Here is a 22,103-nt window from a genome sequence, read left to right as displayed (position 1 = left end):
CATGACTCCTGGAAGGAAAGCGCAGTATCAGAAGCTGTGTTCCTTGGCCGGGAAGCGGCGCGCCTTGACCGCTTCGTGGTATCGGCGGAACGCATCAGGGATGTCGTTGGCCTCGGCCAGGAAGTTCTTGACGAAGCGCGGTGTGCGCCCATGGGTGACGCCCAGTACGTCATGCATGACCAGGATCTGACCGTCGGTATCGGGGCCGGCACCGATACCGATCACCGGTACGTCGAGGGCCTCGGTGACGGCACGGCCGAGGCTGGCCGGCACGCACTCCAGCAGAATGACCGAGGCGCCGGCATCGGCCAGGGTGCGGGCATCCTCGAGGATCTGTGCGGCACGTTCGGCATCGCGCCCCTGCACCTTGTAGCCGCCGAGCTGATGCACGGTCTGTGGTGTCAGGCCCAGGTGGGCGCAGACGGGAACGCCGCGACGGGTCAGCTCACGAATGCCCTCGGCCATCCAGGCTTCGCCCTCGACCTTGACCAGCTCGGCACCGGCGCGCATCAGCTCACCGGCATCGTTGAGCATGCGCTCGGTGGTGGCGTTGCTCATGAAGGGCAGGTCGACCATCAGCAGGCTGGCGCCCTTGGCGCGCGCCACGCAGCGGGTGTGGTAGCAGATGTCGTCGAGGGTCACCGGCAGCGTGCTGTCATGCCCCTGCAGCACCATGCCCAGGGAGTCGCCGACCAGCAGTACCTCGATACCCGCCTCGGCTGCGGTGCGGGCGAAGGTAGCATCATAGGCGGTCAGGCAGCTGAAGGTTTCTCCAGCGCGCTTGTAGGCCTGCAGTGTGCTTAGCGTGACGGTTTTCATGGCGTGCTCTCGTTGTGTCTCGGGCGAGCGGTCTGGAGCCGCCTGCACCAATGCTGCGCATGATTGTTACCAGAATAAGGCAGTCGTGTCGACTGGTAACACTTGGTCCCTCACTCAGCGCTACTCAGGTAACACTTCGATCTCATCGCTTGTCGCAAGAGCGCTCGCCAGGGCCGCCACAGGGCGCCCATCCGGCAGCTGCAGTTGCGGCGACAGCTCGGCGAGCGGCAGCAGGACGAAGCTGCGCGCGGTCATCTCGGGGTGCGGCACCCGCAGGCGCGGCAATTCCAGGCACTCGTCACCGTACAGTAGCAGGTCGAGGTCGAGCGTGCGGGGCCCCCAGTGGCGCCGGCGCACACGGCCATGGCGCTGTTCCAGGGCCTGCAACTGGTCGAGCAGGGCGAGAGGGGACAGACGGGTACGCAGATGGGCGACGGCATTGATGAAGTCGGGCTGGTCCTGTGGACCGAGCGGCCGACTGACGTACAGCCGCGAGGCGGCGACGCGCTCGGTCAACGGCAGTGTGCCGAGCGCTTCGAGCGCCAGGCGCACCTGGGCGATGGGGTCTTCGAGATTGCTGCCCAGCCCGACATAGACGTCGACGAGAGGCGTCATGAGGGGCCGGAGGAGCTGCGCCGGCGACGTTTGCGTGGGCGCCGACGGCGCGAGTCGCTACCGCCGGGTCCGGCATCGGCGCCGGCCTTCTCGAGCAGACGCCGCTGCTCGTGCTCGTCGCCTTCCTGATAAGCGGTCCACCATTCGCCCAGTCCCGCCTCGATCTCGCCGGCGGCTTCACGCAGCAGCAGGAAGTCGTAGGCGGCACGGAAGCGCGGATGCTCGCGGGTCTGCAGGGCGCGCTTGCCGCGCCGCTGGGGCAGGCGCTGCTGCAGGTCCCAGATGTCGCGCATCGGCATGCTGAAGCGCTTGGGGATCGAGATGTGCTGCAGCTGGCGCGACAGGACCTGCTGCGAGGCCAGCTGCAGTGCCGGAATGGGTGGCATGCCGTCGGCCTCCAGCGCGGCCTGGCGGCGCTGCACGGGCCCCCACAGCAGGGCGGCGAAGAGGAAAGCCGGCGTGACCGGGCGCTCCTCATGGATGCGCTTGTCGGTGCTGGCCAGGGCGTGCTCGATGAGCGGTTCGGCCCAGGGCTGCTCCACCATCGCCTCATCGGTTTCGGGGAAGAGCATGGCAAACAGGCCGTAATGGCGCAGCAGGCGGAAGGTTGCCACGCCATGGCCGGCCATGAACAGCTTGAGTACCTCATCGAACAACCGTGCCGACGGAATCTGCAGCAGCAGCGGTGCCAGCTTCTCGATCGGCGCTTCCGAATCGGCGGCGATATGGAAGTCCAGCTTGGCGGCGAAGCGAACCGCACGCAGCATGCGTACCGGGTCTTCGCGGTAGCGCACGGCCGGATCGCCGATCAGCCGCAGGGTGCGCGACTCGATGTCACGCATGCCGTCGGCAAAGTCGTGAATCGAGAAATCGGCGATGCTGTAATAAAGGGCATTGACGGTGAAGTCGCGGCGGATGGCGTCTTCCTGGATGCTGCCCCAGACGTTGTCGCGCAGCAGCAGGCCGTGCTCCGACTGCTGGGCGATATGGTCGCCATGGTCGTCGCTGTGGGTACCGCGGAAGGTGGTGACCTCGATCACCTCGCGGCCGAAGCGCACGTGCACGATGCGAAAGCGGCGGCCGATGATGCGCGAATTGCGAAACAGTTCGCGTACCTGCTCGGGCGTCGCATCGGTGGCGACATCGAAGTCCTTGGGCATCTTGCCCAGCAGCGAGTCGCGAATGCAGCCGCCGACCAGGTAGGCCTCGAACCCGGCATTGTGCAGGCGATAGAGCACCTTGAGCGCCGGCTCGCTGAAGTGCTGACGCGACACGGGGTGCTGATCACGAGGAATGATTCGAGGGCCTGCGTGCCCCCCTGAGGCATCCTGGGGGCCGAAAAGTGTCCTGAAATGCGCGCCAGGGCTCTGCAGAAAGCGGGTAAATCCTTTGAACATGCGGCGATATCGACTCGCAGTGTGCGAAAGTACTAGAGTGTAGCGGACCGCCGACACCTTGCAAAGCGGCGCACGGATCATCGCGACGGTATCGCAGCAGAGATATGCAAAAGAGGAGGCCCGTGGGCCTCCTCTCACAAGCAAAAATGTTGCTGCGTCCTTGCGGCTGTTTCTTCTTCGTGATGGCGCATCGCCTTGAATACGCACCACAGTCACCAAGAGTCACAGGCAAACAGTGTTGTTGTGATTGTTGACGTTCCTGGTTATGCGACCGCCTCGTATTCAAAACAATAATCCAACCACGACGGCATGGAAGATATGCCTCCCTTCGGCTTGTTGGCATTGTTGCCGAAGGTGCGCGTTTGCGGCCATTGTTCTTGTTGGTGGCCGGGGTTGGCGCGTCGCGTCCTGATGGATCCGGTGCTTCGCTCGTGTCTTGTTGTTGTTGCAGTCGAAGCGAAGGGCAGCGTTCTCCGGGGCATCTTGTTGTTGTTGCCCCTCGCCGCGTCTCTATCACAGCCTGCCATTGTTGTTGTTGGCGCAGGCCCTGCTCCCCCGATGCCTTGTTATTGTTGTTGGCTCGGGATGCAGCCGGATGTTGTTTTTCTTGCCATGAATGTTGCACGGCATATGCCAAGGTTTTTTTAATTCATGCAAAACAATGGGTTATTTCGTCGTCTCGGATGCGTCCCGGCATGGCGCGGAGAATGTGTTACCCCGGTTGCGCCACGAGGGGGCAGGTTCTGGGTGGGAAGGTAACACTTGGTGCATGGGCGCATGGAAGGGCACAAAAAAGCGCCTCGGCGAAGCCGCACGAGACGCTTGGACATTAGTCGTAGAAAGGGGCGAAGCGGTCAGGCGCTGCTGCGGCGGGCCTGCTTCTTGCGCGGGATGCCCAGGCGCTGACGCCGCTCCCACAGGCACTTGCGACTGATACCGAGCTTCTGGGCCAGCTCCGTCTCGCTCATGTGATCCTGATGTTCGAGCACGAAGTGCTGGAAATAGTCCTCCAGCGACAGGTCCTCTTCGGCGTCCAGCGCTTCGCTTTCGACCTGGGCGGTGGCCGGCTGGGATTCGACGATGCTGCGGGGCGCCGGTGCCAGGCTCGGCCTGAGGCCCAGATCGTCGGGGTGAATGAGATGGCCCTCGGCGAGGATCACGCCGCGTTCGAGCGCGTTCTCCAGCTCCCTCACGTTGCCAGGCCAGGGGTAGTCGCGTATCTCGCGCCGCGCCGCTCGCGACAGGCGCAAGCCGTCGCGATGGTGGCGCTGGCAGGCCTTCTCCAGCAGTACGTCGGCGATCAGCAGGATGTCGTCCTCGCGCTCGCGCAGCGGCGGCAGGTCGATCTGCATCACGTTGAGCCGGTAGTAGAGATCGAGGCGGAACTCGCCGGTCTTCGACAGTGCGCGCAGGTCGCGATGCGTGGCGGCGATCAGACGCACGTCGACATGGCGGGTCTCCACCGAGCCGATGCGGCGGATCTCGCCCTCCTGCAACACACGCAGCAGGCGGGCCTGGGCGTCCAGCGGCAGCTCGCCGATCTCGTCGAGAAACAGCGTGCCGCCATCGGCGGCTTCGACCAGGCCGGTGCGGGCGGCGCTGGCGCCGGTGAAGGCACCCTTCTCGTGGCCGAACAGCTCCGACTCGATCAGGGTTTCGGGAATGGCAGCACAGTTGACGCAGATGAGCGGGGCGTGGACGCGCTGGCTCTGCTGGTGGATGGCACGCGCGACCAGCTCCTTGCCGGTGCCCGACTCACCCTGGATCAGCACGGTGACGTCGGCGGGGGCTGTCTTGCGAATGCGGGTATAGACCGCTTGCATTGCTGCGCACTCGCCGATCATCGGCTGGCGTGTACCGCCGGCATCGGTGATGTCGGGGGGAGAGGTGCTGTGGGTCGACCGCTGATGGAGCACCCGGGCCACGGTTTCCAGCAGCTCGTCATGGTCGAAGGGCTTGGCCACGTAATCCACGGCGCCCTGCTTGAGCGCCTCCACCGCGGAGCGCATGCTGGCATAGCTGGTCATGATCAGTACCGGGGTCGGCGCGGCGTGCTCGATCAGGTCGGTGCCGGGCTCGCCGGGCAGGCGCAGGTCGCTGATCACCAGATCGAAGCCGCGCGGCTCCAGCGCCAGCGCCTCGTCCACGCAGCCGGCCTCGCTCACCTGGTAGTCGTGGCGCTCCAGCAGCCGGCGCAGTGCGGTGCGGATGATGGCTTCGTCTTCAACGATCAGAATCCGGCTCATCGGTATGTTCACCATCCTCTCGTTCGGTGGGCAGCCACAGACAGATGCGGGTGCCCCGCTCAGCCCCGGGGGGCGGCGATTCGATCTCTATCCTGCCATGATGCTCGGCAACGATGCTGTAGACCAAAGGCAGACCGAGTCCCGTGCCTTCGCCCGGTGGCTTGGTGGTAGTGAAGGGTTCGAAGAGGTGCTCGCGCACCCGGTCGTCGAGCCCATGCCCCTCATCGGTCACGGTAACCTTCACCGTGTCGCCATCCGGCTCGGCATCGATGTCCACCTTGCCGCCAGGCTCGCTGGCATCCCGTGCATTGCTCAGCAGGTTGATCATCACCTGCTGCAGCCGCTGGGTGTCGCCGAGCACCTTCAACGCGGGAGGACAGAGATTGCGATATCTGACATCCTCGCCCGAGCGTGCCAGCCGGATCAAGTGCAGCGCCTCGTCGGCGATGGCGGCAATGGAGACCGACGCCAGGGTGGTGTCCTTCACATGACGACCGCCGTGGGCGAAGCCCACCAGTGAGCTGACGATGCGCGAGATACGGTCGGTCAGCTGCTGGATCTGCCGGGCGGTTTCCAGCACTTCGGGGTCGTCTGTGTCATAGCGCAGGTTCTGGGCCAGCGAGGAAATGCCGGTCACCGGATTGCCGATCTCGTGGGCGACCCCGGCCGCCAGCTGACCGATCGAGGCCAGCCGGGCGGCATGCACCAGCTCGTCCTCGAGCCACTTCATCTCGCTGTGGTCCTCGACCAGGATCACGGTGCCACCGCGCACGTCGTCGTCGGCTTGCAGCTCGGCGCGATGGAAGGTCAGGTAGCGGATGTTGCCGCTCAGCTCGACCGGCTGCTTGTAGAGGTGGTCGTTGGGCTCGACCAGGGCGCGGCCCAGCAGCTCGGACCAGGGCGCCGGCAGGCCGTCGCGTCTGGCCCCCACGACGCTGCCGCCGTCGATGCCGGAGAGCTCGGCCAGGGCGTCGTTCCACATCAAGAGCTCGTCGTCGACGCCGAAGGCGCACAGCCCCACCGGCAGGCGGGTGAGGATGCGCCGATGGTAGCGGCGCAGACCGTCGAGTTCGCGGGCCAGTCCCGTCAGTCGCGAGCGGTAGGCCTCCAGCCGGCTCTCGACGAAGTGGATGTCGTCGGTGGGCTCCTGGCCGCTGCGGCGATAGGGCAGGTAGCGGTCGACGATGTCCTGGGCCACCGAGGGGCCCATCAGGCCGGAGAGGTTGGCCTGGATACGATCGCGCAGCCGGCGCAGGGCATAGGGGCGGCCGTCCAGCGGCGACATGCCGAGGTCGGTCAGGGCGCGCTCCACCTCACGCTGGGCGACCTCCTCGCCCAGCGCCTGGGCGAGCGGCTGCTTGAACTCCTCGCCGGTGGCGGCGATCAGCTGCATGCGCTTGGGCCGGATCACGGCATCCACCGAGCAGGCTTCGGCAGCGGCGCGCTCGCCCTCGGAGGTGCGCGTGGCCAGCGAGACGATGATGAAGACGAGCACGTTGAGCGCCAGCGACACCAGGGTGACCACGTACCAGTCCGGCTCGCCGTCGAGCAGTTCCAGGCCCGGCGGGATCAGGATCAGGGTGGGCAGGCCGGTGAGCAGCGGCAGCCACAGGCCGACGAGCCAGATGACGACGCCGACGACCAGGCCCGAGACCATGCCCTTGCGGTTGGCGCCCGGCCAGTAGAGCAGCGCCAGCAGCCCTGGCAGGCACTGGGCCATGCCGACGAAGGCCGCCAGGGCCAGGGTGGTCAGGTCGTGGTTGACGCCGACCGTGCGATAGAACAGCCAGCCGCTGAGGATGACGGCGGCCATCAGCGCCCGGCGCAGCCAGCGCAGCCAGCGGTAGAGGTTGGGCTGGGCCTCGGGCGGGTGAGCCACCAGCAGCACGTGGTTGAGGATCATGCCGGAGAGCGCCATGGCGATGATCACCATGGTGCCGCTGCTGGCGGCCAGGCCGGCGAGGAACGCCAGCGCCTGGACCCAGAAGGCGTCGGAGAGTCCGAAGGCCAGGTAGGCGGCGCCCACCAGCTCGTGGCTGCCCAGCCGCTGGCCCGCCCACAGAATCAGCGGGACCGGAATCGCCATCAGCAGCAGGAACAGCGGTAGCGACCAGCTCGCCTGCAGCAGAGTATGTCGCGACAGAGTCTCGGCAAAGGTGATGTGGAAGATGTGCGGCATCAGCAGCGCGGCGGCGAAGAACAGCAGCAGCAGGGTGCGCCAGTGGGCGGCGTCCGGCTGCACCACGCCGGCCTGGTACAGCTGGCCGGGGCCGTCGAGCCAGTGCTGCAGGTCGGCAGGGCCATCGAAGACGACGAACAGGGCGATGGCGCCCAGTGCCAGCATGGCGAAGAGCTTGACTACCGAGGTCAGGGCGATGACCGCCAGCAGGGTATCGTGCCGCGCCGGGCCCTTGCCGTGGCGGGCGCCGAAGATCATCGCGAACAGCGCGATCAGGGCGCACAGCGCCAGGGCGAGCAGCGACGGTGAGGCGGTGCCGGTCATCAGGAAGATGGCATCGCCCAAGGTCTGCACCTGCAGCGCCAGCAGCGGCATCACCGCCAGCAGGCTGATCACCGTGATCATGGTGCCGACCCAGCGCGAGCGGAAGCGGAAGGCGAACAGGTCGGCCAGCGAGGCGAGCTGGTGGGTACGGGTCATGCGCTGGATGGGCACCAGCAGTACCGGGGCCAGCAGAAAGGCGCCGGCCACGCCCAGGTAATAGGCGAGATAGCCGTAGCCCGAGCTCGAGGCCAGCTCCAGGCTGCCGTAGATCGCCCAGGCGCTGGCATAGACGCCCAGCGCCAGGGTGTAGACGGCCGGATGACGGGTCACGCGGCGGCTCAGCCAGCCCCGCTCCACCGCCAGGGCGCAGAGAAACATCAGCAGCAGGAAGCCGGTACCGAGGGCGAACACGCTGACCAGGCTAGCGTTCATCGAGCTTCCTCTTCTGCTCCAGCCACAGCGTCAGGGCGATCAGTACGCCCCAGATGACGAAGGGGCGGTACCAGGCGACTCCGGGGCTCGACCAGCCGCTCATCAGCAGCGGCGACAGCAGATAGCCGGCCAGAACCAGGAACAGCATGATGCGATAGACGTACATGGGCGCTCCTCACTCCTGGCGGTGGGCCTCGGGGCGGATTCGGCTCGGTTCCCAGTGGTCGATGGCCCAGGCCAGCTGCTCTGGCACCGGCACCGTGTCCAGTTCGGCGGGCGGCGCCTGGTCGAGTGCCGCCAGGGCGCGGTACAGCAGCGGCCGTACGGCGCTCTCCTCGCACGGCAGCGCCGGGGCCAGATTCTGCTTGGAGAGCTTCTGGCCGTCGCGATTGACGATCAAGGGCAGGTGCAGATAGCGCGGCTCGGCCAACTCCAGCGCCTGCTGCAGCTGGCGCTGCCAGGGCGTGTTGTCGAGCAGGTCGAAGCCGCGAACGATATCCGTGATGCCCTGATCGGCGTCGTCGACTACCACCGCCAGCTGGTAGGCCCACAGGCCGTCCTTGCGCTTGAGCACCACGTCGCCGAGCTCGGCCGGATCGAAGCGCTGCTCGCCGAACAGGCGGTCCTGCCATACCACCGGACGCAGGCCGAGGTCGCTGCGCAGGCGCCAGGCAAGCGGCTTGTCCGGTTCGCGCGGACCTTCACGGCACCAGCCGGGGTAGACCGAAAAGTCACGCCACTGCTTGCGCGAGCAGCTACAGGGATAGGCCAGCCCCAGCGCCTCGAGCCGCTCCAGTGCCGCAGCATAAGCCGAGTCGCGTGAGTGTTGCCACAGCACGGGACCGTCCCAGTGCAGGCCGAACGCCTCGAGCTGGCGCAGGATGGTATCGGCGGCTCCTGCGGGGCAGCGCGGCGGGTCGATGTCCTCGATGCGTACGAGCCACTCGCCGCCGGCCCGGCGCGCATCGAGAAAGCTGGCCAGGGCGGCGATCAGCGAACCGAAGTGCAGGGCGCCCGAGGGGGTCGGGGCGAAGCGACCGCGATAACCGGTCATGACGCGCTCCCGGAGACGATGGCCGACATGCGAACGGGCACCCAGGGGTGCCCGTTGCGAAGTGACGCGACCCACACGCTAGGGACCTCAGCCGCCGAGCTGCTTTTCCTTCAGTTCGGCCAGGGTCTTGCAGTCGACGCACAGCGTAGCGGTGGGGCGAGCCTCCAGCCGGCGAATACCGATCTCGACGCCGCACGCCTCGCAGTAGCCGTAGTCCTCCTCATCGATCTTCTCGAGGGTCTCGTTGATCTTCTTGAGCAGCTTGCGCTCGCGATCGCGGGTCCGCAGCTCCAGGCTGAACCCCTCTTCCTGGGTGGCCCGGTCCGCAGGGTCGGCGTAGTTGTTCGCCTCTTCCTGCAGGTGGCGCACGGTGCGATCGACTTCTTCCATGAGCTCCTGTTTCCAGCCCAGCAGGATCTGTCGGAAGTGCTCAAGCTGCTGCTCGTTCATGTACTCTTCACCCGGTGCCGACTCGTACGGGGTGAACTTTTTGGGCGCTTCCGTTTTCTTGTCTGCTACTGGCATGGGACTGCCTCATTACTTGAGTGACTGCTGATCAATACCCGCCGCAACCTGGTGCAAGGTATCTCACGCCAAAGGCATGCTTGTTTATCGGATATTGACCAACTTTGCAATACCTGGCAGCAACGCCTGGCATCCCCAGGTGAGTCAAATCAATGGTATGGTTTTTTGACCGTGGGAACGGGAAAAGTGCCCAACGTCGGTCATCTATCTTGTGTTTCAGGAGTCAGCCATGTCGTGGAATCCGCGCGTTGATCGCGTCGCCCCCTTTCGTGTGATGAGCCTGCTGGAGACCGCTCAGGCGCGCGAGGCGGCCGGCCACGACGTCATTCATCTCGAGGTGGGGGAGCCCGACTTCGCCACTCCCGAGCCGGTGGTGGCAGCCGGGCAGGCGGCGCTGGCCGCAGGGTACACGCGCTACAGCCCGGCGGCGGGGCTGCCGGCCCTGCGCCAGGCGATCGCCGGCCACTACAGCGAGCATTTCGGTGCCGACGTCGACCCCAGGCGGATTCTGGTCACGCCCGGGGCTTCTGGGGCGTTGCTGCTGGCCAGTCAACTGCTGGTAGGGCCCGGCGACCGGGTGCTGATGGCCGACCCCAACTACCCCTGCAATCGCCACTTCATGGCGCTGGCAGGGGCCGAGGTGGATACCGTCCCCGTCGGCCCGGAGAGCGGCTGGCAGCTCGATGCCAGCCTCGTCGCGCAGCACTGGCAAGAGGCGACCCGACTGGCGATGCTCGCCACGCCGTCCAACCCCACCGGCCATATGCTCGATGCGGCACAGCTACAGGCGGTGGCCGACATGGTGGCCGAGCGCGGCGGCCACCTGCTGGTGGATGAGATCTACCAGGGGCTCAGCTACGACATCGCGCCGCTGTCGGTGGCCTCGCTGAGTAGCGATGCCTTCGTGGTCAACAGCTTCTCCAAGTACTTCGGCATGACTGGCTGGCGCCTGGGCTGGCTGCTGGCGCCGCAGGAGGCCGTGGAGCCGCTGACCCGGCTGGCGCAGAACGTCTTTCTGGCCGCCCCCACCCCGGCCCAGCATGCGGCGCTTGCCGCCTTCACCCCCGAGTGCCGGGAGCTGCTCGAAGCCCGACGCAGCGAACTCGGCCGCCGCCGCGATGCGCTGCTGGCCGGGCTCGCCCGCCTGGGGCTGGTGCCCTCGCTGCCGCCCCAGGGGGCCTTCTACCTGTGGCTCGACATCTCGCGCTACAGCCGCGACAGCCAGGCGTTCTGTCAGGGCCTGCTGGAAGAGGAGAACGTCGCCATCACGCCCGGCATCGACTTTGCCGTGGTGGGCGGCGAGCACCACGTGCGTATCGCCTTCACCACCGGGGTCGAACGCCTGGAGGAGGCGGTGAGACGGCTCGAGCGCTTCCTGGCGCGACGGTAGGCGGCGAGATGGACTATCCCCAACTGGTTCCCGGCGTGCTGCTGCGCCGCTACAAGCGCTTTCTGGCCGACGTGCGCCTCGACGACGGCCGCGAGGTGGTGGCCCACTGCCCCAATACCGGCTCGATGCGGGCGGTCAATGTGCCCGGCTGTCGGGTATGGCTGGCCGCGAGCGACAATCCGGCACGCAAGCTGGCCTGGACCTGGGAGCTAATCGAGCTGACCCAGCCCGACGGCAGCGTGGCGCTGGCGTCGGTGCATACCGGGCGCACCAATCGCATCGTCGAGGAGGCGCTGGCAGGGGGGCGAATTGCCGCGCTGGCCGGCTATGCCGAACTCCGGCGCGAGGCCAAGGTGGCGGGCGCGCGGCTCGACTTTCGTCTCGACGACCCCGAGCGCGGCACCGCCTTCGTCGAGGTCAAGCAGGTCACGCTCAAGGAAGAGGACGGCCACGGTTACTTTCCCGATGCGGTGAGCGAGCGCGGGCGCAAGCACCTGCTGGCGCTGGCGGCCCTTGCCGAGCAGGGGCAGCGTGCGGTGCTGCTGTTCTGCGTTGCCCACGGCGGCATTCGCGACGTGGCGCCGGCAGCACACCTCGACCCGGCCTATGCCGCCACGCTCGAGGCCGTGGCAGCGCGGGGAGTGGAAGTGCTGGCCTACGGCTGCGAGTTCGGCTGGCACGAGTCACGGCCGGTGTCGGTCGCGCTGGGTGAGCGGCTTGCGGTGTCACTCACTCGCCAAGTGAATATTGCCCTCGGCGTCGATTGAGATCGCCAGCGGCTCCAGGAAGCGGCCCTGGCAGGGGCCGAACACGCACTCGCCGCTTTCCGGCAGGAACAGCGCACCGTGCATGCCGCACTGGATCAGTTCGCCGCTCGCTTCGAGAAAGTCGCCTTCCGGCAGGTTGAGCGGCACCTGCTGATGCGGGCAGCGGTTGACGAAGGCGCTGACCCGGCCGTGAACGCGCACCAGGAAGGCGTGGCGTCCGTCGGGCAGCGCCACACCCCGCGAGGACGAGGTGTCGAACTGCGCCAGGTGGGCAATGGGCTGGGACATGGCTCAGCGGTCGATATGGAAGCGCTGGACGAAGCCCACTTCGGCCGGCTGCCGGTTGCGGTCGTAGCGCACTTCCAGGTCGAAGCGCATGGGCTCGTCGTCGCGAATGCGGAACACCGCCACCTGCGACTGGGTATTGCCCTCACGCAGGGTGCGGAACTCCAGCGGCGTGCGATTCTGTCCCTGCAGCTCCCCGACCGTACCGCTGACCGGCGCATTGACCGGTCGCAGTTCGCCCTCGACCTCCTCCAGCACGCTGACGTTGAGCAGTGCCATGGCCGGGCTGCGCTGGATACCGTGGGCTTCGGCCACGGAGGCGGGCAGGAAGTCGGTGCTCACCGCGCTGTAGTGGATCTGGTAGGCGCCGACCTGTTCGTACTGCTGGGCCTGCGCCGACAGCGACAGCAGGCCCAGAGCCAGCAGCAGACCGGCGGCAAGGTGACGAAGCGGCAGGATGCGATGGCTCGACATGGCACTCTCTCCTTGAAATGGCGGGCCTGCCTTGAAATGGCGGGCCCGCGGTACGGCCTCAGCGGCGATCCTGGCGTTCGACGCGAAAGATCGCGATCTCGCCGAACAGGTTGGGCCGCAGCCGGGTGGCCCAATGGCCCTCGTGATCGCCGATGCCTACGGCACGGTCGGTGATGCGTAGCCCCTTCTCGCGACACAGGTGCTCGAAGTCGTTGAAGGTCGAGAGATGGATGTTGGGCGTATCGTACCAGGCATGAGGCAGCGACTTGGAGACCGGCATGTAGCCGCGGATCCCCAGGTGCACCCGATGGCGCCAGTAGGCGAAGTTGGGGAAGGTGATGATGCACTCGTTGGCCACCCGCAGCATCTCGTCGAGCATGCGGTCGGGGCGGCGCAGGGCCTGCAGGGCCTGGGTCATGACCACCAGGTCGTAGGTGTCGTCCTCGAAGTGCACCAGCCCCTCGTCGAGGTTCTGCTCGATGACGCTCACCCCCTTGGCGATACAGGCCGTGATGCCCGCCGGGTCGATCTCCAGGCCGTAGCCGGTGACCCCCTTGTCCCGCGCCAGGGCTTCGAGCAGGGTGCCGTCGCCGCAGGCCAGGTCGAGAATGTGGGCGCCTTCGGGCACCCAGCGATGGATCAGCTCCAGGTCGGCACGCATCATGCGGTCTCCTCCAAGCCCAGCTCGCGGGCGGCGCGAGACATGAAGGCGGCGAACACCGCCTGGTAGCGCGGCTCCGGCAGCAGGAAGGCGTCGTGACCGTGGGGCGAGTCGATGTTGACGTAGCTCACCCGCTTGCCGGCGCGGATCAGGGCGTTGGCCAGCTCGCGGGAGCGCGACGGCGGGAAGCGCCAGTCGCTGGTGAAGCTCACCACCAGGAATGGGCACTGGCTGGGCGCGACGGCATCGGCCAGCACGCCGCCGTGCTCCGCTGCTGGGTCGAAGTAGTCCAGCGCCTTGGTCATCAGCAGGTAGGTGTTGGCGTCGAAGGCGGTGGAGAAGGTGTCGCCCTGGTAGCGCAGGTAGGATTCGACCTGAAACTCCACGTCGTAGCCGAAGTTGAGGTCCTCGCTGCGCAGGTCGCGGCCGAACTTGCTGCCCATGGCGTCTTCCGAGAGGTAGGTGATGTGCCCCACCATGCGCGCCAGCTTGAGGCCGCGTCGGGGGGCGGTACCGTGCTCGGCGTACCAGCCGTCGTGGAAGTCCGGGTCGGAGCGGATCGCCTGGCGCGCCACCTCGTTGAAGGCGATGTTCTGCGCCGAGAGCTTGGGCGTGGCGGCGATGATCACCGCGTTGGCGACCCGCTCTGGATAGAGGCGGGTCCACTGCAGTACCTGCATGCCGCCGAGACTGCCGCCGATGGCAGCGGCGAAGCGCTCGATGCCCAGGCGATCGGCTAGGCGCGCCTGGCTGTGCACCCAGTCGCTCACCGTGACCATGGGGAAGTCGGGCCCCCACTGACGGCCGGTGGCGGGGTTGGTGCTGATCGGCCCCGTGCTGCCGTGACAGCCGCCCAGGTTGTTCAGCGACACCACGAAGAAGCGGTTGGTATCGATCGACTTGCCCGGGCCGATATGGGCGTCCCACCAGCCGGGCTTGCGCTCGTCGGCGTCATGGTAGCCGGCGGCATGGTGGTGTCCCGACAGGGCATGGCAGATCAGTACCGCATTGGAACGCTCGGCGTTGAGCGTGCCATAGGTCTCGTAGACGAGATCGTAAGCGGGCAGGGTTCTGCCGCAGGCCAGGGCCAGGGGGTCGTCGAAGTGCGCCGTCTGCGGCGTCACCAGGCCGACCGAGTCATCGGGAAGCTCGGGCATCTTGTCGTTCTATGTCCAGTCGTTGAGGGTCCAGTCGTTGAGGTCCATCACGGCGACAGTGTGGATCACAGCCCCACCAGAGCGCCGGCGATACCGGCGGCACGGGTCAGCGCGCCCACCACGATACCATCGACGATGCTGATGGCGATGAAGACCACGATCGGCGACAGGTCGATCATGCCCAGCGGCGGAATGACCTTGCGCACCGGTGCCATGATCGGCTCCACCAACTGCATCACCAGCAGCGCCCCGGGATGGCTGGCGTTGGGCGCGACCCAGCTCAGGATGATCATCACGATCAAGGCGAAGAAATAGATCTTGAGAATGGCGTTGGCGATGGCCGCAATGGCGCCGATCGCCACCTGGGTGATCGGCGGCATGCCGATGCCGGCGATCTGCAGGATCGCCACGATGCTGACCGCCTTGAGCACGAAGGCCGCGGCCAGGGTGGCCATGTCGAAGCGTCCCATCACCGGGCCGAGGAAGCCCTGAAAGGGGCGCACCACTGGCTGGGTGATCTTCACCACCGACTGGCTGATGGGGTTGTAGTAGTCGGCCTGGGATGCCTGCAGCAGAAAGCGCAGCATCATCAGGAACAGGTAGATGTTGATCAGGGTGTTGACCAGCAGCAGGCCGGCATTTCCCATTTGGCCCATGTGGGCTCCTCCATGTCGTCGAGATGGCCGCTCCGTCAGCGGGAGCGGCCTGAAAGACTATCGTTGGCCGAGAAGGCTATCGCTGGCCGAGCTCTTCGGCCATCTCCCGCGCGCGGGCGGCGCAGGCATCCATGGCGTCGGCCACGATGCCGCGCAGGCCGGCCTGCTCCATGTGCTCCACGGCACGCTCGGTGGTGCCACCGGGAGACATCACGTTGCGCTTGAGGCGGTCCGGGGTGAGCTCGCTCTGCTGTGCCATGCGCGCCGCGCCGAGCGCCGTCTGGATCGCCAGTCGCCGTGCCGTCTCGGCCGGCAGACCGAGCTTGACGCCGGCCTCTTCCATGGCTTCGAACATCAGGAAGAAGTAGGCCGGGCCGCTGCCGGAAACGGCGGTCACGGCATCCAGCAGGGACTCTTCCGCCACCCACTCGACCAGACCCACGGCCTCGAGCAGCTCGGTGGCCTGGGCGCGCTGCTCGTCGCTCACTTCGACAGTGGCGTACAGGCCGGCGGCACCGGCGCCGACCAGCGACGGCGTATTGGGCATGCAGCGCACCAGCGGCAGGCCGCCACCCATCCAGGCCTGCAGCGACTCGGCGGTGAGTCCCGCCGCCACCGAGATGATCAGCGGGCGCTGGCGCTGCAGGGTGTCGCGCAGCCCTTCGCAGACCTCGCGCATGACCTGAGGCTTCACCGCCAGCACCACGATGTCGGCGTCACGCACCGCGGCCTGGTTGTCGGTGTTGGTGCGAATGCCGTAGCGCTCATGCACCGGCGCCAGGAAGGCATCGCTGGGCGAGGTGGCGGTGATGGCGGTGGCCGGGTGGCCGTTGTCGATCATGCCGCCGATGATGGCGCTGGCCATGTTGCCTGCGCCGATGAAGGTGACTCTGCTGGCCATTGCGATTCGTCCTTCTTCTGTTATCCAGCGACCGGCCACGTGCCGGTGCGAGTGCGTCTAGCGACGCGATGTGTTCCGTGCGCCGAAAATGGCCGTGCCCAGTCGTACCAGGGTGGCGCCCTCGAGAATGGCGGCTTCCAGGTCGTCGCTCATGCCCATCGACAGGGTGTCCAGCGGGGCCTCGGGGAAGCGCTGCTGCAACGCTTCCAGGGCCTGGCGCAGGCGTGCCAGCGGGGCTCGCTGCTCGGCCACGGTTGCCGCCGGCGCCGGAATGGCCATCAGCCCGCGCAGACGCAAGCGTGGCAGTGAAACCACCGCTTGCGCCAGGCTTTCCAGTTCGTCAAAAGCCACGCCCGACTTGCTGGCCTCGCCGCTGACGTTGACCTGCAGGCAGACCTCGAGCGGGCCCAGTGCCTCGGGGCGCTGGTCGTTCAGGCGTCGGGCGATCTTCACGCGGTCGACGCTATGCACCCAGTCGAAGTGCTCGGCCACGGCGCGTGTCTTGTTGGCCTGCAGCGGGCCGATGAAGTGCCACACGATGCCCTTCAGGTCGGCCAGTTCGGTCTGCTTCTCCAGCGCTTCCTGGACGTAGTTCTCGCCAAATTCCCGCTGGCCGAGCTGCCACGCCTCGCGAATCATGCCGGCCGGCTTGGTCTTGCTCACGGCCAGCAGCCGGGCCGCATCGGGCGTGCGTCCGGCCGCCGACAAGGCGGTGGCCAAACGTCGGCGAGCGCTGGCCAGCGACTCGGAAAGCATGGTATCCGTCATCTCAGCCACATGAAGTCCTTCATGTCCGCAAGGTCTGTCATACTCGCTGGAACCTTAATCGGGAGCAGGGGAATCGCATGGATATTACCGAACTGCTGGCGTTCTCGGCAAAACAGAACGCCTCCGATCTGCACCTGTCGGCCGGCCTGCCGCCGATGATCCGCGTCGACGGCGACATTCGCCGCCTCAATGTGCCGGCCATGGATGACAAGGAAGTCCGCAAGCTGATCTACGACATCATGGGCGACCGCCAGCGCCGTGACTACGAGGAGTTCTTCGAGACCGACTTCTCCTTCGAGGTTCCGGGCGTGGCGCGCTTTCGTGTCAACGCCTTCAACCAGGCGCGTGGCGCCGGCGCGGTATTCCGTACCATCCCCAGCGAAGTGCTGACCATGGAGGACCTGGGGCTGGGTGAGGTCTTCCGCCGCCTTGCTCTGCTGCCCCGCGGGCTGGTGCTGGTCACCGGGCCTACCGGCTCGGGCAAGAGCACCACCCTGGCCGCCATGATCGACTATATCAACGATCACCGTTACGACCATATCCTCACCATCGAGGACCCGGTGGAATTCGTGCATCGCAGCAAGCGCTGTCTGATCAACCAGCGCGAGGTGCATCGCGACACCCACGGCTTCGCCCAGGCGCTGCGCAGCGCCCTGCGCGAGGACCCCGACGTGATCCTGGTGGGCGAGATGCGCGACCTCGAGACCATTCGCCTGGCGCTCACCGCCGCCGAAACCGGCCATCTGGTGTTCGGCACCCTGCACACCACCTCGGCGGCCAAGACTATCGACCGGATCATCGACGTCTTCCCCGGCGAAGAGAAAGCCATGGTGCGCTCGATGCTGTCGGAGTCGCTGCAGGCGGTCATTTCCCAGACGCTGCTCAAGCGGCGCAGCGGCGGACGCGTGGCGGCCCACGAGATCCTCATCGCCAACGCGGCGGTACGCAACCTGATCCGCGAGGACAAGGTGGCGCAGATCTACTCGGCCATCCAGACCGGCGGCAACATCGGCATGCAGACACTCGACGCCGCGCTGGCCAAGCTGGTGGCGGAGAACGTGGTCAATCGCGATGAAGCCCAGGCCCGGGCCAAGAGCGCACTGACCAGTTGAGTGTTCGATGATGACGACAAGGGGGTGGGGAGATGAAAGCACAGGAATGGCTTGAGCAGCTGCTCGACATCATGGCCCGGCAGGAGGCCTCGGATCTGCTGATCTCGGTTCAGGCGCCACCCACCATCAAGACCGCCGGCAAGCTCACCGCGCTGGGCGATCAGCGGCTCTCGGTGGAGCAGGTGCGCGAGCTGGTCAACGTGGCCGTGCCTGAAGGACTCAAGGAGCGCTTCGCGCAGGAGCGTGAGGCCAATTTCGCCCTGAGTCTCAGCGGTCGCGGTCGCTTCCGGGTCAGCGCCTTCCAGCAGCGCAATCAGCTGGCGATGGTCATCCGGCGCATCGCCTATGAGATTCCCCATCTCGAAGAACTATCGCTGCCGCCTCAGTTGGGCGAGCTGGCCAATCTCAAGCGCGGGCTGGTGTTCGTGGTCGGCGGTACCGGCACCGGCAAGTCGACCACTCTGGCGTCGATGATCCAGCAGCGTAACGAGACCGTAGGCGGCCACATCATCAGCGTCGAGGACCCCATCGAATACGTGCATCCGCACAAGAAGGCGATCATCAATCAGCGTGAAGTGGGCATCGACACCGAGTCGTTCGAAGTGGCGCTGAAGAACACCCTGCGCCAGGCGCCGGACGTGGTGCTGATCGGCGAGGTGCGCACCCGCGAGACCATGGAGCACGCCCTGACCTTCGCCGAGACCGGCCACCTGTGCCTGGCCACGCTGCACGCCAACAACGCCAACCAGGCGCTGGATCGCATCATTCACTTCTTCCCCCACGAGCGCCACGAGCAGATCTGGCTCGACCTGTCGCTCAACCTGCACGCCATCGTCGCCCAGCAACTGCTGCCCACCCGCGACGGCGGTCGCTGTCCGGCCATCGAGATCCTGCAGCGCACGCCCCTCATCGCCGATCTCATCCGCAAGGGCGACGTGGGCGAGATCAAGAACGTCATGGGCCGCTCCCGCGATCAGGGAATGCAGACCTTCGACCAGGCCCTGTACGACCTCTACAAGGCGGGCAGGATCAGCGAGGAAGTGGCCATGGTGCACGCCGACTCGGCCAACGAGCTGCGCATGATGATCAAGTACGGCGACGAGAAGAGCGACGTGCTGGCCAAGGCGCAGGAGTCGGCGCAGCGGCTGTCACTGCGCGACGACGACGACTTTTAGCCTCGAATAGTTTAGGGCGCGTAGACGCCGCCGAGGATGCGCGGGCCGGCAGCGCCGGTGACGCTGGGCAGGTTGCCGGGCAGCCCTTCCAGGCGGCGCCAGGCGAGCCAGGCGAAGGCGCCGGCTTCCAGCCAGTCGGCCGGCCATCCCCAGTCGCTGCTGGGTACCAGGGCGGTTTCCGGCAGGTGGCGGGCCAGACGGCCGAGCAGATCGCTATTGTGGGCGCCACCGCCGCAGGGGATCAGCGCCGAGGCCGGCGGAGCGCCGGCCAGCTCGCGTGCCATCTCGATGCCCAGAGCCACACTGGTGGCGGTCAGCTCCGCCAGGGTTGCCTGCACGTCAGCAGGACTCTCCTTTCCCGTGAGATGGCCTTCGAGCCAGTCGAGGTGGAACACCTCGCGCCCGGTGCTGCGCGGCGGTGGGCGATGAAAGAAGGGCTCGGCAAGCAGGCGCTCCAGCAGGGAGTCATCCACCTGGCCCGAAGCGGCCCAGGCGCCGTCGGGATCGTAGCGGCCGCCACGATGGCGGGCGTGCCAGGCATCCAGCAGCGCGTTGGCCGGGCCGGTATCGAAGCCGATCACCTCGGCCTCGCTCTCCGCGGGGGGCAGCAGGGTCAGGTTGGCGAAGCCGCCCAGGTTGAGCACCAGCTGCCACTGCCCCGCACGCCGAAACAGCGCCTCGTGGAAGGCCGGCGCGAGCGGAGCGGCCTGACCGCCGGCGGCCAGGTCACGACGGCGAAAGTCGGCCACCACCGTGCAGCCTGTCAGCTCGGCCAGCAGGCTGGGATTGTCGAGTTGAAGCGTATAGGCCGGCCCGTCGGCGTGGCCCCAGGGGGCGTGCTCGATGGTCTGGCCGTGGCTGCCGATGGCGGCAATCTCGCCGATGGCGATGCCCTTACCTTCGGATAGATAGCCTTCGAGCAGATGCTGGACCGCGACGGCCTGAAGCCGGCAGAAGGCATCCTCGGCGCTGGCCAGCTCGGCAAAGGCGACCCGTTCGGCCTGGCAGAGCTCGAGCAGCTGCTCGCGCAGCGCTTCGGGCATCGGTTCGGCGTGGGTGGCAAGCAGGCTCGCGCTCCCCGTGGAATCGATCTCGACCAGGGCGGCATCGATGCCGTCCAGGCTGGTGCCGGACATCAGACCAACGAATAGTGGCATCTCTACTTCTCCCTAAGGCTGGGGGGACCGCGAGGCATCAAGTCATGCTACCATCGTGCCCCATTCGATGGACCCAGCCCGCACGGGCGATCAACGTATTTGGAGTGGGAGAGATGAGCGAGGTCGCAAGCGCACTGGCGCTGCTGAAACGAGGCACCCAGGAGATCCTGCTGGAGGACGAGCTGATCAAGAAGCTCGAGTCCGGCCGCAAGCTGCGCATCAAGGCGGGCTTCGATCCCACGGCTCCCGACCTGCACCTCGGCCACAGTGTGCTGCTGACCAAGATGCGCCAGTTCCAGGATCTGGGCCACCAGATCATCTTCCTGATCGGCGACTTCACCGGGCGCATCGGCGACCCCACTGGCAAGAACGTCACTCGTAAGCCGCTCACCGAAGAAGAGGTCCGTGCCAACGCCCAGACCTATAAGGAGCAGGTGTTCAAGATCCTCGATCCCGACAAGACCGAGGTGCGCTTCAACTCCGAGTGGTTCGGCGAGCTCACCGCGGCCAAGATGATCGAGCTGGCCGCCCAGAGCACCGTGGCGCGCATGCTCGAGCGCGACGACTTCGACAAGCGCTACAAGTCGGGTCAGCCGATCTCCATTCATGAGTTTCTCTACCCGCTGGTGCAGGGCTACGACTCCGTGGCGCTCGAAGCCGACGTCGAGATGGGCGGCACCGACCAGAAGTTCAACCTGCTGATGGGGCGCGAGATCCAGAAGCACTTCGGCATGGAGCCGCAGGTGGTCATCACCATGCCGCTGCTCGAAGGTCTCGACGGCGTGCAGAAGATGTCGAAGTCGCTGGGCAACTACGTCGGCGTCGACGAGGCGCCGGGCTCGATGTTCAACAAGCTCGTCTCCATGCCCGACAGCCTGATGTGGCGCTACTTCGAACTGCTCTCGCTGAAATCCAACGAAGAGATCGAAGCGCTCAAGCGCGACGTCGAGGCCGGTGCCAACCCGCGCGACATCAAGATGATCCTCGCCCGCGAGCTGATCGGCCGCTACCACGGCGAAGAGGCCGCGGCCAATGCCCACAAGTCGGCCGGCAACCGCCTGGCCGAAGGCGAGCTGCCCGAAGACCTGCCCGAGGTAGAGGTCGACTTCGAGGGCAGCGCCCAGGCGCCCATCGCCGCGGTGCTCAACCGGGCGGGGCTGGCCAACAACAGCGCCCAGGCCAAGGACATGCTGGGCAACGGTCGGGTCAAGGTCGACGGCGAAGTAGCGGCCAAGGATGCCATGCTCGACACCGGCAAGAGCTACGTGATTCAGGCCGGCAAGAAGCGCTATGCCCGGGTCACGCTACGCTGAGTCATTCCACCGGCTCTCAGGCCAACTGATGACAAGTCAGTTGCTCTACCGACGCCCGCCCCGTGCGGGCGTCGTCGTCTTCACTCCTGGGGCAAAACCATCCACAGCCCCTCGCCTGCGAGCGGCTGTGGATAGCTGACTCGCCCGCGTCTCGTCACCGCTTCGCCATCATCCTGAAATATTTTTACAGCCGGCCCTTGCGGGGCTCGGGGGAAAGCCGTAAAGTACGCATCCGCTGCCGGTGACGAGCAACGTTGCAGGCGGTGGGGAGAGTGGTAAGTGGTTGTCGTTGTTTGAGTTTTTCGATTCGCTTCGCAGAATTCGCACTTGACGCCCGCGGCGGATTCGGTAGAATGCGCCCCACTCGAAAGCAAGTCCGGAAGCGGGCTTGCGGTCGCCGGCTCCGGCTGGTCTTCGATGTCAGGGTCACCTCGGTGACGGCCTCGAAGAGAGTTGACAAACTCCGGCGCTTCAGTAGAATACGCCTTCCTCGCAGGGCGCTGGCGAGGCCCCTCGGTCACAGGATCGACGGCCCCGACAGCAAGCGAGACGCTCCACTCTCTATAGAGCCCGGGGCCGCTCTTTAACAATCGATCAGGTAATTCATGTGGGCGCTTGTCGATGAGGTGGTGAGAAGTCACACCATTTCAAGGCAAGCGACTCGTCGAGACCTTCGGGTCTTTTGAGAAGCTTTGA

The 22,103-nt window shown here is 66.4% G+C and carries 21 protein-coding genes; 5 read left to right on the top strand and 16 right to left on the bottom strand.

Annotated features, from left to right (window positions below):
• Positions 1–27 precede the first annotated feature (27 nt).
• From panB to dksA, 8 genes are all read right to left on the bottom strand, one after another.
• Positions 28–819, bottom strand: a complete 792-nt coding sequence (gene panB / locus HOP59_RS17775; protein WP_010625691.1) for a 3-methyl-2-oxobutanoate hydroxymethyltransferase — start codon at positions 817–819, stop codon at positions 28–30.
• A 120-nt stretch (positions 820–939) separates the two neighbouring features.
• Positions 940–1,434, bottom strand: coding sequence for a 2-amino-4-hydroxy-6-hydroxymethyldihydropteridine diphosphokinase (folK, locus tag HOP59_RS17770; RefSeq protein WP_010625690.1), 495 nt, complete (start codon positions 1,432–1,434; stop codon positions 940–942).
• The gene (gene pcnB, locus HOP59_RS17765) at positions 1,431–2,831 is read right to left on the bottom strand and encodes a polynucleotide adenylyltransferase PcnB (protein WP_026037775.1); all 1,401 of its coding nucleotides are present in this window, start codon (positions 2,829–2,831) and stop codon (positions 1,431–1,433) included. The genes folK and pcnB overlap by 4 nt, the downstream gene beginning before the upstream one ends.
• Before the next feature lie 854 nt (positions 2,832–3,685).
• Complete coding sequence (locus HOP59_RS17760) at positions 3,686–5,077, bottom strand: sigma-54-dependent transcriptional regulator (protein ID WP_010625688.1); 1,392 nt, start codon at positions 5,075–5,077, stop codon at positions 3,686–3,688.
• Complete coding sequence (locus HOP59_RS17755) at positions 5,055–8,012, bottom strand: ATP-binding protein (protein WP_010625687.1); 2,958 nt, start codon at positions 8,010–8,012, stop codon at positions 5,055–5,057. Before HOP59_RS17755 ends, HOP59_RS17760 begins: the two co-directional genes overlap by 23 nt.
• Positions 8,002–8,178: a hypothetical protein gene (locus HOP59_RS17750; protein WP_010625686.1), complete on the bottom strand. Its 177-nt coding sequence runs from the start codon at positions 8,176–8,178 to the stop codon at positions 8,002–8,004. The genes HOP59_RS17755 and HOP59_RS17750 overlap by 11 nt, the downstream gene beginning before the upstream one ends.
• 9 nt (positions 8,179–8,187) lie before the next feature.
• Positions 8,188–9,066, bottom strand: coding sequence for a tRNA glutamyl-Q(34) synthetase GluQRS (gene gluQRS / locus HOP59_RS17745; protein WP_010625685.1), 879 nt, complete (start codon positions 9,064–9,066; stop codon positions 8,188–8,190).
• An 87-nt stretch (positions 9,067–9,153) separates the two neighbouring features.
• Positions 9,154–9,591 carry an RNA polymerase-binding protein DksA gene (gene dksA / locus HOP59_RS17740; RefSeq protein ID WP_010625684.1) on the bottom strand — a complete coding sequence of 146 codons (438 nt, stop codon included), beginning with the start codon at positions 9,589–9,591 and terminating at the stop codon, positions 9,154–9,156.
• A 229-nt stretch (positions 9,592–9,820) separates the two neighbouring features.
• Between dksA and HOP59_RS17735 the strand changes: the two genes are divergently transcribed.
• Together HOP59_RS17735 and sfsA are read left to right on the top strand one after the other, a co-directional pair.
• On the top strand, positions 9,821–10,981 hold the full coding sequence (locus HOP59_RS17735; RefSeq protein ID WP_234254828.1) for a pyridoxal phosphate-dependent aminotransferase: 1,161 nt from the start codon (positions 9,821–9,823) through the stop codon (positions 10,979–10,981).
• Positions 10,982–10,989: 8 nt separating this feature from the next.
• Complete coding sequence (gene sfsA, locus HOP59_RS17730) at positions 10,990–11,748, top strand: DNA/RNA nuclease SfsA (protein ID WP_010625681.1); 759 nt, start codon at positions 10,990–10,992, stop codon at positions 11,746–11,748.
• Here sfsA and HOP59_RS17725 read toward each other — a convergent pair.
• The 7 genes from HOP59_RS17725 to HOP59_RS17695 all read right to left on the bottom strand — a co-directional run bounded on the left by HOP59_RS17725 (position 11,707) and on the right by HOP59_RS17695 (position 16,650).
• The gene (locus HOP59_RS17725) at positions 11,707–12,036 is read right to left on the bottom strand and encodes a Rieske (2Fe-2S) protein (protein ID WP_010625680.1); all 330 of its coding nucleotides are present in this window, start codon (positions 12,034–12,036) and stop codon (positions 11,707–11,709) included. The genes sfsA and HOP59_RS17725 overlap by 42 nt on opposite strands.
• Positions 12,037–12,039: 3 nt before the next feature.
• Complete coding sequence (locus HOP59_RS17720; protein WP_010625679.1) at positions 12,040–12,507, bottom strand: DUF4426 domain-containing protein; 468 nt, start codon at positions 12,505–12,507, stop codon at positions 12,040–12,042.
• Between the two features lie 58 nt (positions 12,508–12,565).
• Positions 12,566–13,168, bottom strand: a complete 603-nt coding sequence (gene metW, locus HOP59_RS17715) for a methionine biosynthesis protein MetW (protein ID WP_010625678.1) — start codon at positions 13,166–13,168, stop codon at positions 12,566–12,568.
• Positions 13,168–14,325, bottom strand: a complete 1,158-nt coding sequence (metX, locus tag HOP59_RS17710) for a homoserine O-succinyltransferase MetX (RefSeq protein WP_010625677.1) — start codon at positions 14,323–14,325, stop codon at positions 13,168–13,170. Before metX ends, metW begins: the two co-directional genes overlap by 1 nt.
• A gap of 65 nt (positions 14,326–14,390) precedes the next feature.
• The gene (locus HOP59_RS17705) at positions 14,391–14,981 is read right to left on the bottom strand and encodes a YggT family protein (RefSeq protein WP_010625676.1); all 591 of its coding nucleotides are present in this window, start codon (positions 14,979–14,981) and stop codon (positions 14,391–14,393) included.
• 76 nt (positions 14,982–15,057) lie between these two features.
• Positions 15,058–15,882 (bottom strand): pyrroline-5-carboxylate reductase, encoded by an 825-nt coding sequence (gene proC / locus HOP59_RS17700; protein WP_234254827.1) that lies wholly within the window; start codon positions 15,880–15,882, stop codon positions 15,058–15,060.
• A gap of 57 nt (positions 15,883–15,939) precedes the next feature.
• Entirely contained in the window at positions 15,940–16,650 is a 711-nt protein-coding gene (locus HOP59_RS17695) for a YggS family pyridoxal phosphate-dependent enzyme (protein ID WP_010625673.1), read from the bottom strand.
• Between the two features lie 77 nt (positions 16,651–16,727).
• Between HOP59_RS17695 and HOP59_RS17690 the strand changes: the two genes are divergently transcribed.
• A complete protein-coding gene (locus HOP59_RS17690; protein ID WP_010625672.1) occupies positions 16,728–17,762 on the top strand; it encodes a type IV pilus twitching motility protein PilT in 1,035 nt (344 codons plus the stop codon).
• A gap of 32 nt (positions 17,763–17,794) precedes the next feature.
• On the top strand, positions 17,795–18,937 hold the full coding sequence (locus HOP59_RS17685; protein WP_010625671.1) for a PilT/PilU family type 4a pilus ATPase: 1,143 nt from the start codon (positions 17,795–17,797) through the stop codon (positions 18,935–18,937).
• An 11-nt stretch (positions 18,938–18,948) separates the two neighbouring features.
• Here HOP59_RS17685 and HOP59_RS17680 read toward each other — a convergent pair whose 3' ends face one another.
• Positions 18,949–20,094: an anhydro-N-acetylmuramic acid kinase gene (locus tag HOP59_RS17680; protein ID WP_010625670.1), complete on the bottom strand. Its 1,146-nt coding sequence runs from the start codon at positions 20,092–20,094 to the stop codon at positions 18,949–18,951.
• 113 nt (positions 20,095–20,207) lie between these two features.
• On the opposite strand from HOP59_RS17680, the gene tyrS reads away from it, so the two are divergent.
• Entirely contained in the window at positions 20,208–21,407 is a 1,200-nt protein-coding gene (tyrS, locus tag HOP59_RS17675) for a tyrosine--tRNA ligase (RefSeq protein ID WP_010625669.1), read from the top strand.
• Positions 21,408–22,103: the final 696 nt, after the last annotated feature.

Source organism: Billgrantia aerodenitrificans (genome assembly GCF_021404405.1).
Taxonomy (GTDB): domain Bacteria; phylum Pseudomonadota; class Gammaproteobacteria; order Pseudomonadales; family Halomonadaceae; genus Halomonas; species Halomonas aerodenitrificans.
The sequence above is the reverse complement of the archived record's forward strand: the minus strand, read 5'-3'. Positions and strand labels throughout refer to the sequence as shown.

Excerpts from the sequence above, each read along its gene's own strand:
- sfsA (WP_010625681.1), top strand. The coding sequence starts at position 10,990 with ATGGACTATCCCCAACTGGTTCCCGGCGTGCTGCTGCGCCGCTACAAG.
- gluQRS (WP_010625685.1), bottom strand. The coding sequence starts at position 9,066 with ATGACCGGTTATCGCGGTCGCTTCGCCCCGACCCCCTCGGGCGCCCTG.
- folK (WP_010625690.1), bottom strand. The coding sequence starts at position 1,434 with ATGACGCCTCTCGTCGACGTCTATGTCGGGCTGGGCAGCAATCTCGAA.
- metW (WP_010625678.1), bottom strand. The coding sequence starts at position 13,168 with ATGCGTGCCGACCTGGAGCTGATCCATCGCTGGGTGCCCGAAGGCGCC.
- proC (WP_234254827.1), bottom strand. The coding sequence starts at position 15,882 with ATGGCCAGCAGAGTCACCTTCATCGGCGCAGGCAACATGGCCAGCGCC.
- HOP59_RS17720 (WP_010625679.1), bottom strand. The coding sequence starts at position 12,507 with ATGTCGAGCCATCGCATCCTGCCGCTTCGTCACCTTGCCGCCGGTCTG.
- HOP59_RS17750 (WP_010625686.1), bottom strand. The coding sequence starts at position 8,178 with ATGTACGTCTATCGCATCATGCTGTTCCTGGTTCTGGCCGGCTATCTG.
- HOP59_RS17735 (WP_234254828.1), top strand. The coding sequence starts at position 9,821 with ATGTCGTGGAATCCGCGCGTTGATCGCGTCGCCCCCTTTCGTGTGATG.
- metX (WP_010625677.1), bottom strand. The coding sequence starts at position 14,325 with ATGCCCGAGCTTCCCGATGACTCGGTCGGCCTGGTGACGCCGCAGACG.
- HOP59_RS17755 (WP_010625687.1), bottom strand. The coding sequence starts at position 8,012 with ATGAACGCTAGCCTGGTCAGCGTGTTCGCCCTCGGTACCGGCTTCCTG.
- HOP59_RS17685 (WP_010625671.1), top strand. The coding sequence starts at position 17,795 with ATGAAAGCACAGGAATGGCTTGAGCAGCTGCTCGACATCATGGCCCGG.
- dksA (WP_010625684.1), bottom strand. The coding sequence starts at position 9,591 with ATGCCAGTAGCAGACAAGAAAACGGAAGCGCCCAAAAAGTTCACCCCG.
- tyrS (WP_010625669.1), top strand. The coding sequence starts at position 20,208 with ATGAGCGAGGTCGCAAGCGCACTGGCGCTGCTGAAACGAGGCACCCAG.
- HOP59_RS17760 (WP_010625688.1), bottom strand. The coding sequence starts at position 5,077 with ATGAGCCGGATTCTGATCGTTGAAGACGAAGCCATCATCCGCACCGCA.
- HOP59_RS17695 (WP_010625673.1), bottom strand. The coding sequence starts at position 16,650 with ATGACGGATACCATGCTTTCCGAGTCGCTGGCCAGCGCTCGCCGACGT.
- HOP59_RS17690 (WP_010625672.1), top strand. The coding sequence starts at position 16,728 with ATGGATATTACCGAACTGCTGGCGTTCTCGGCAAAACAGAACGCCTCC.
- panB (WP_010625691.1), bottom strand. The coding sequence starts at position 819 with ATGAAAACCGTCACGCTAAGCACACTGCAGGCCTACAAGCGCGCTGGA.
- HOP59_RS17725 (WP_010625680.1), bottom strand. The coding sequence starts at position 12,036 with ATGTCCCAGCCCATTGCCCACCTGGCGCAGTTCGACACCTCGTCCTCG.
- pcnB (WP_026037775.1), bottom strand. The coding sequence starts at position 2,831 with ATGTTCAAAGGATTTACCCGCTTTCTGCAGAGCCCTGGCGCGCATTTC.
- HOP59_RS17705 (WP_010625676.1), bottom strand. The coding sequence starts at position 14,981 with ATGGGCCAAATGGGAAATGCCGGCCTGCTGCTGGTCAACACCCTGATC.
- HOP59_RS17680 (WP_010625670.1), bottom strand. The coding sequence starts at position 20,094 with ATGCCACTATTCGTTGGTCTGATGTCCGGCACCAGCCTGGACGGCATC.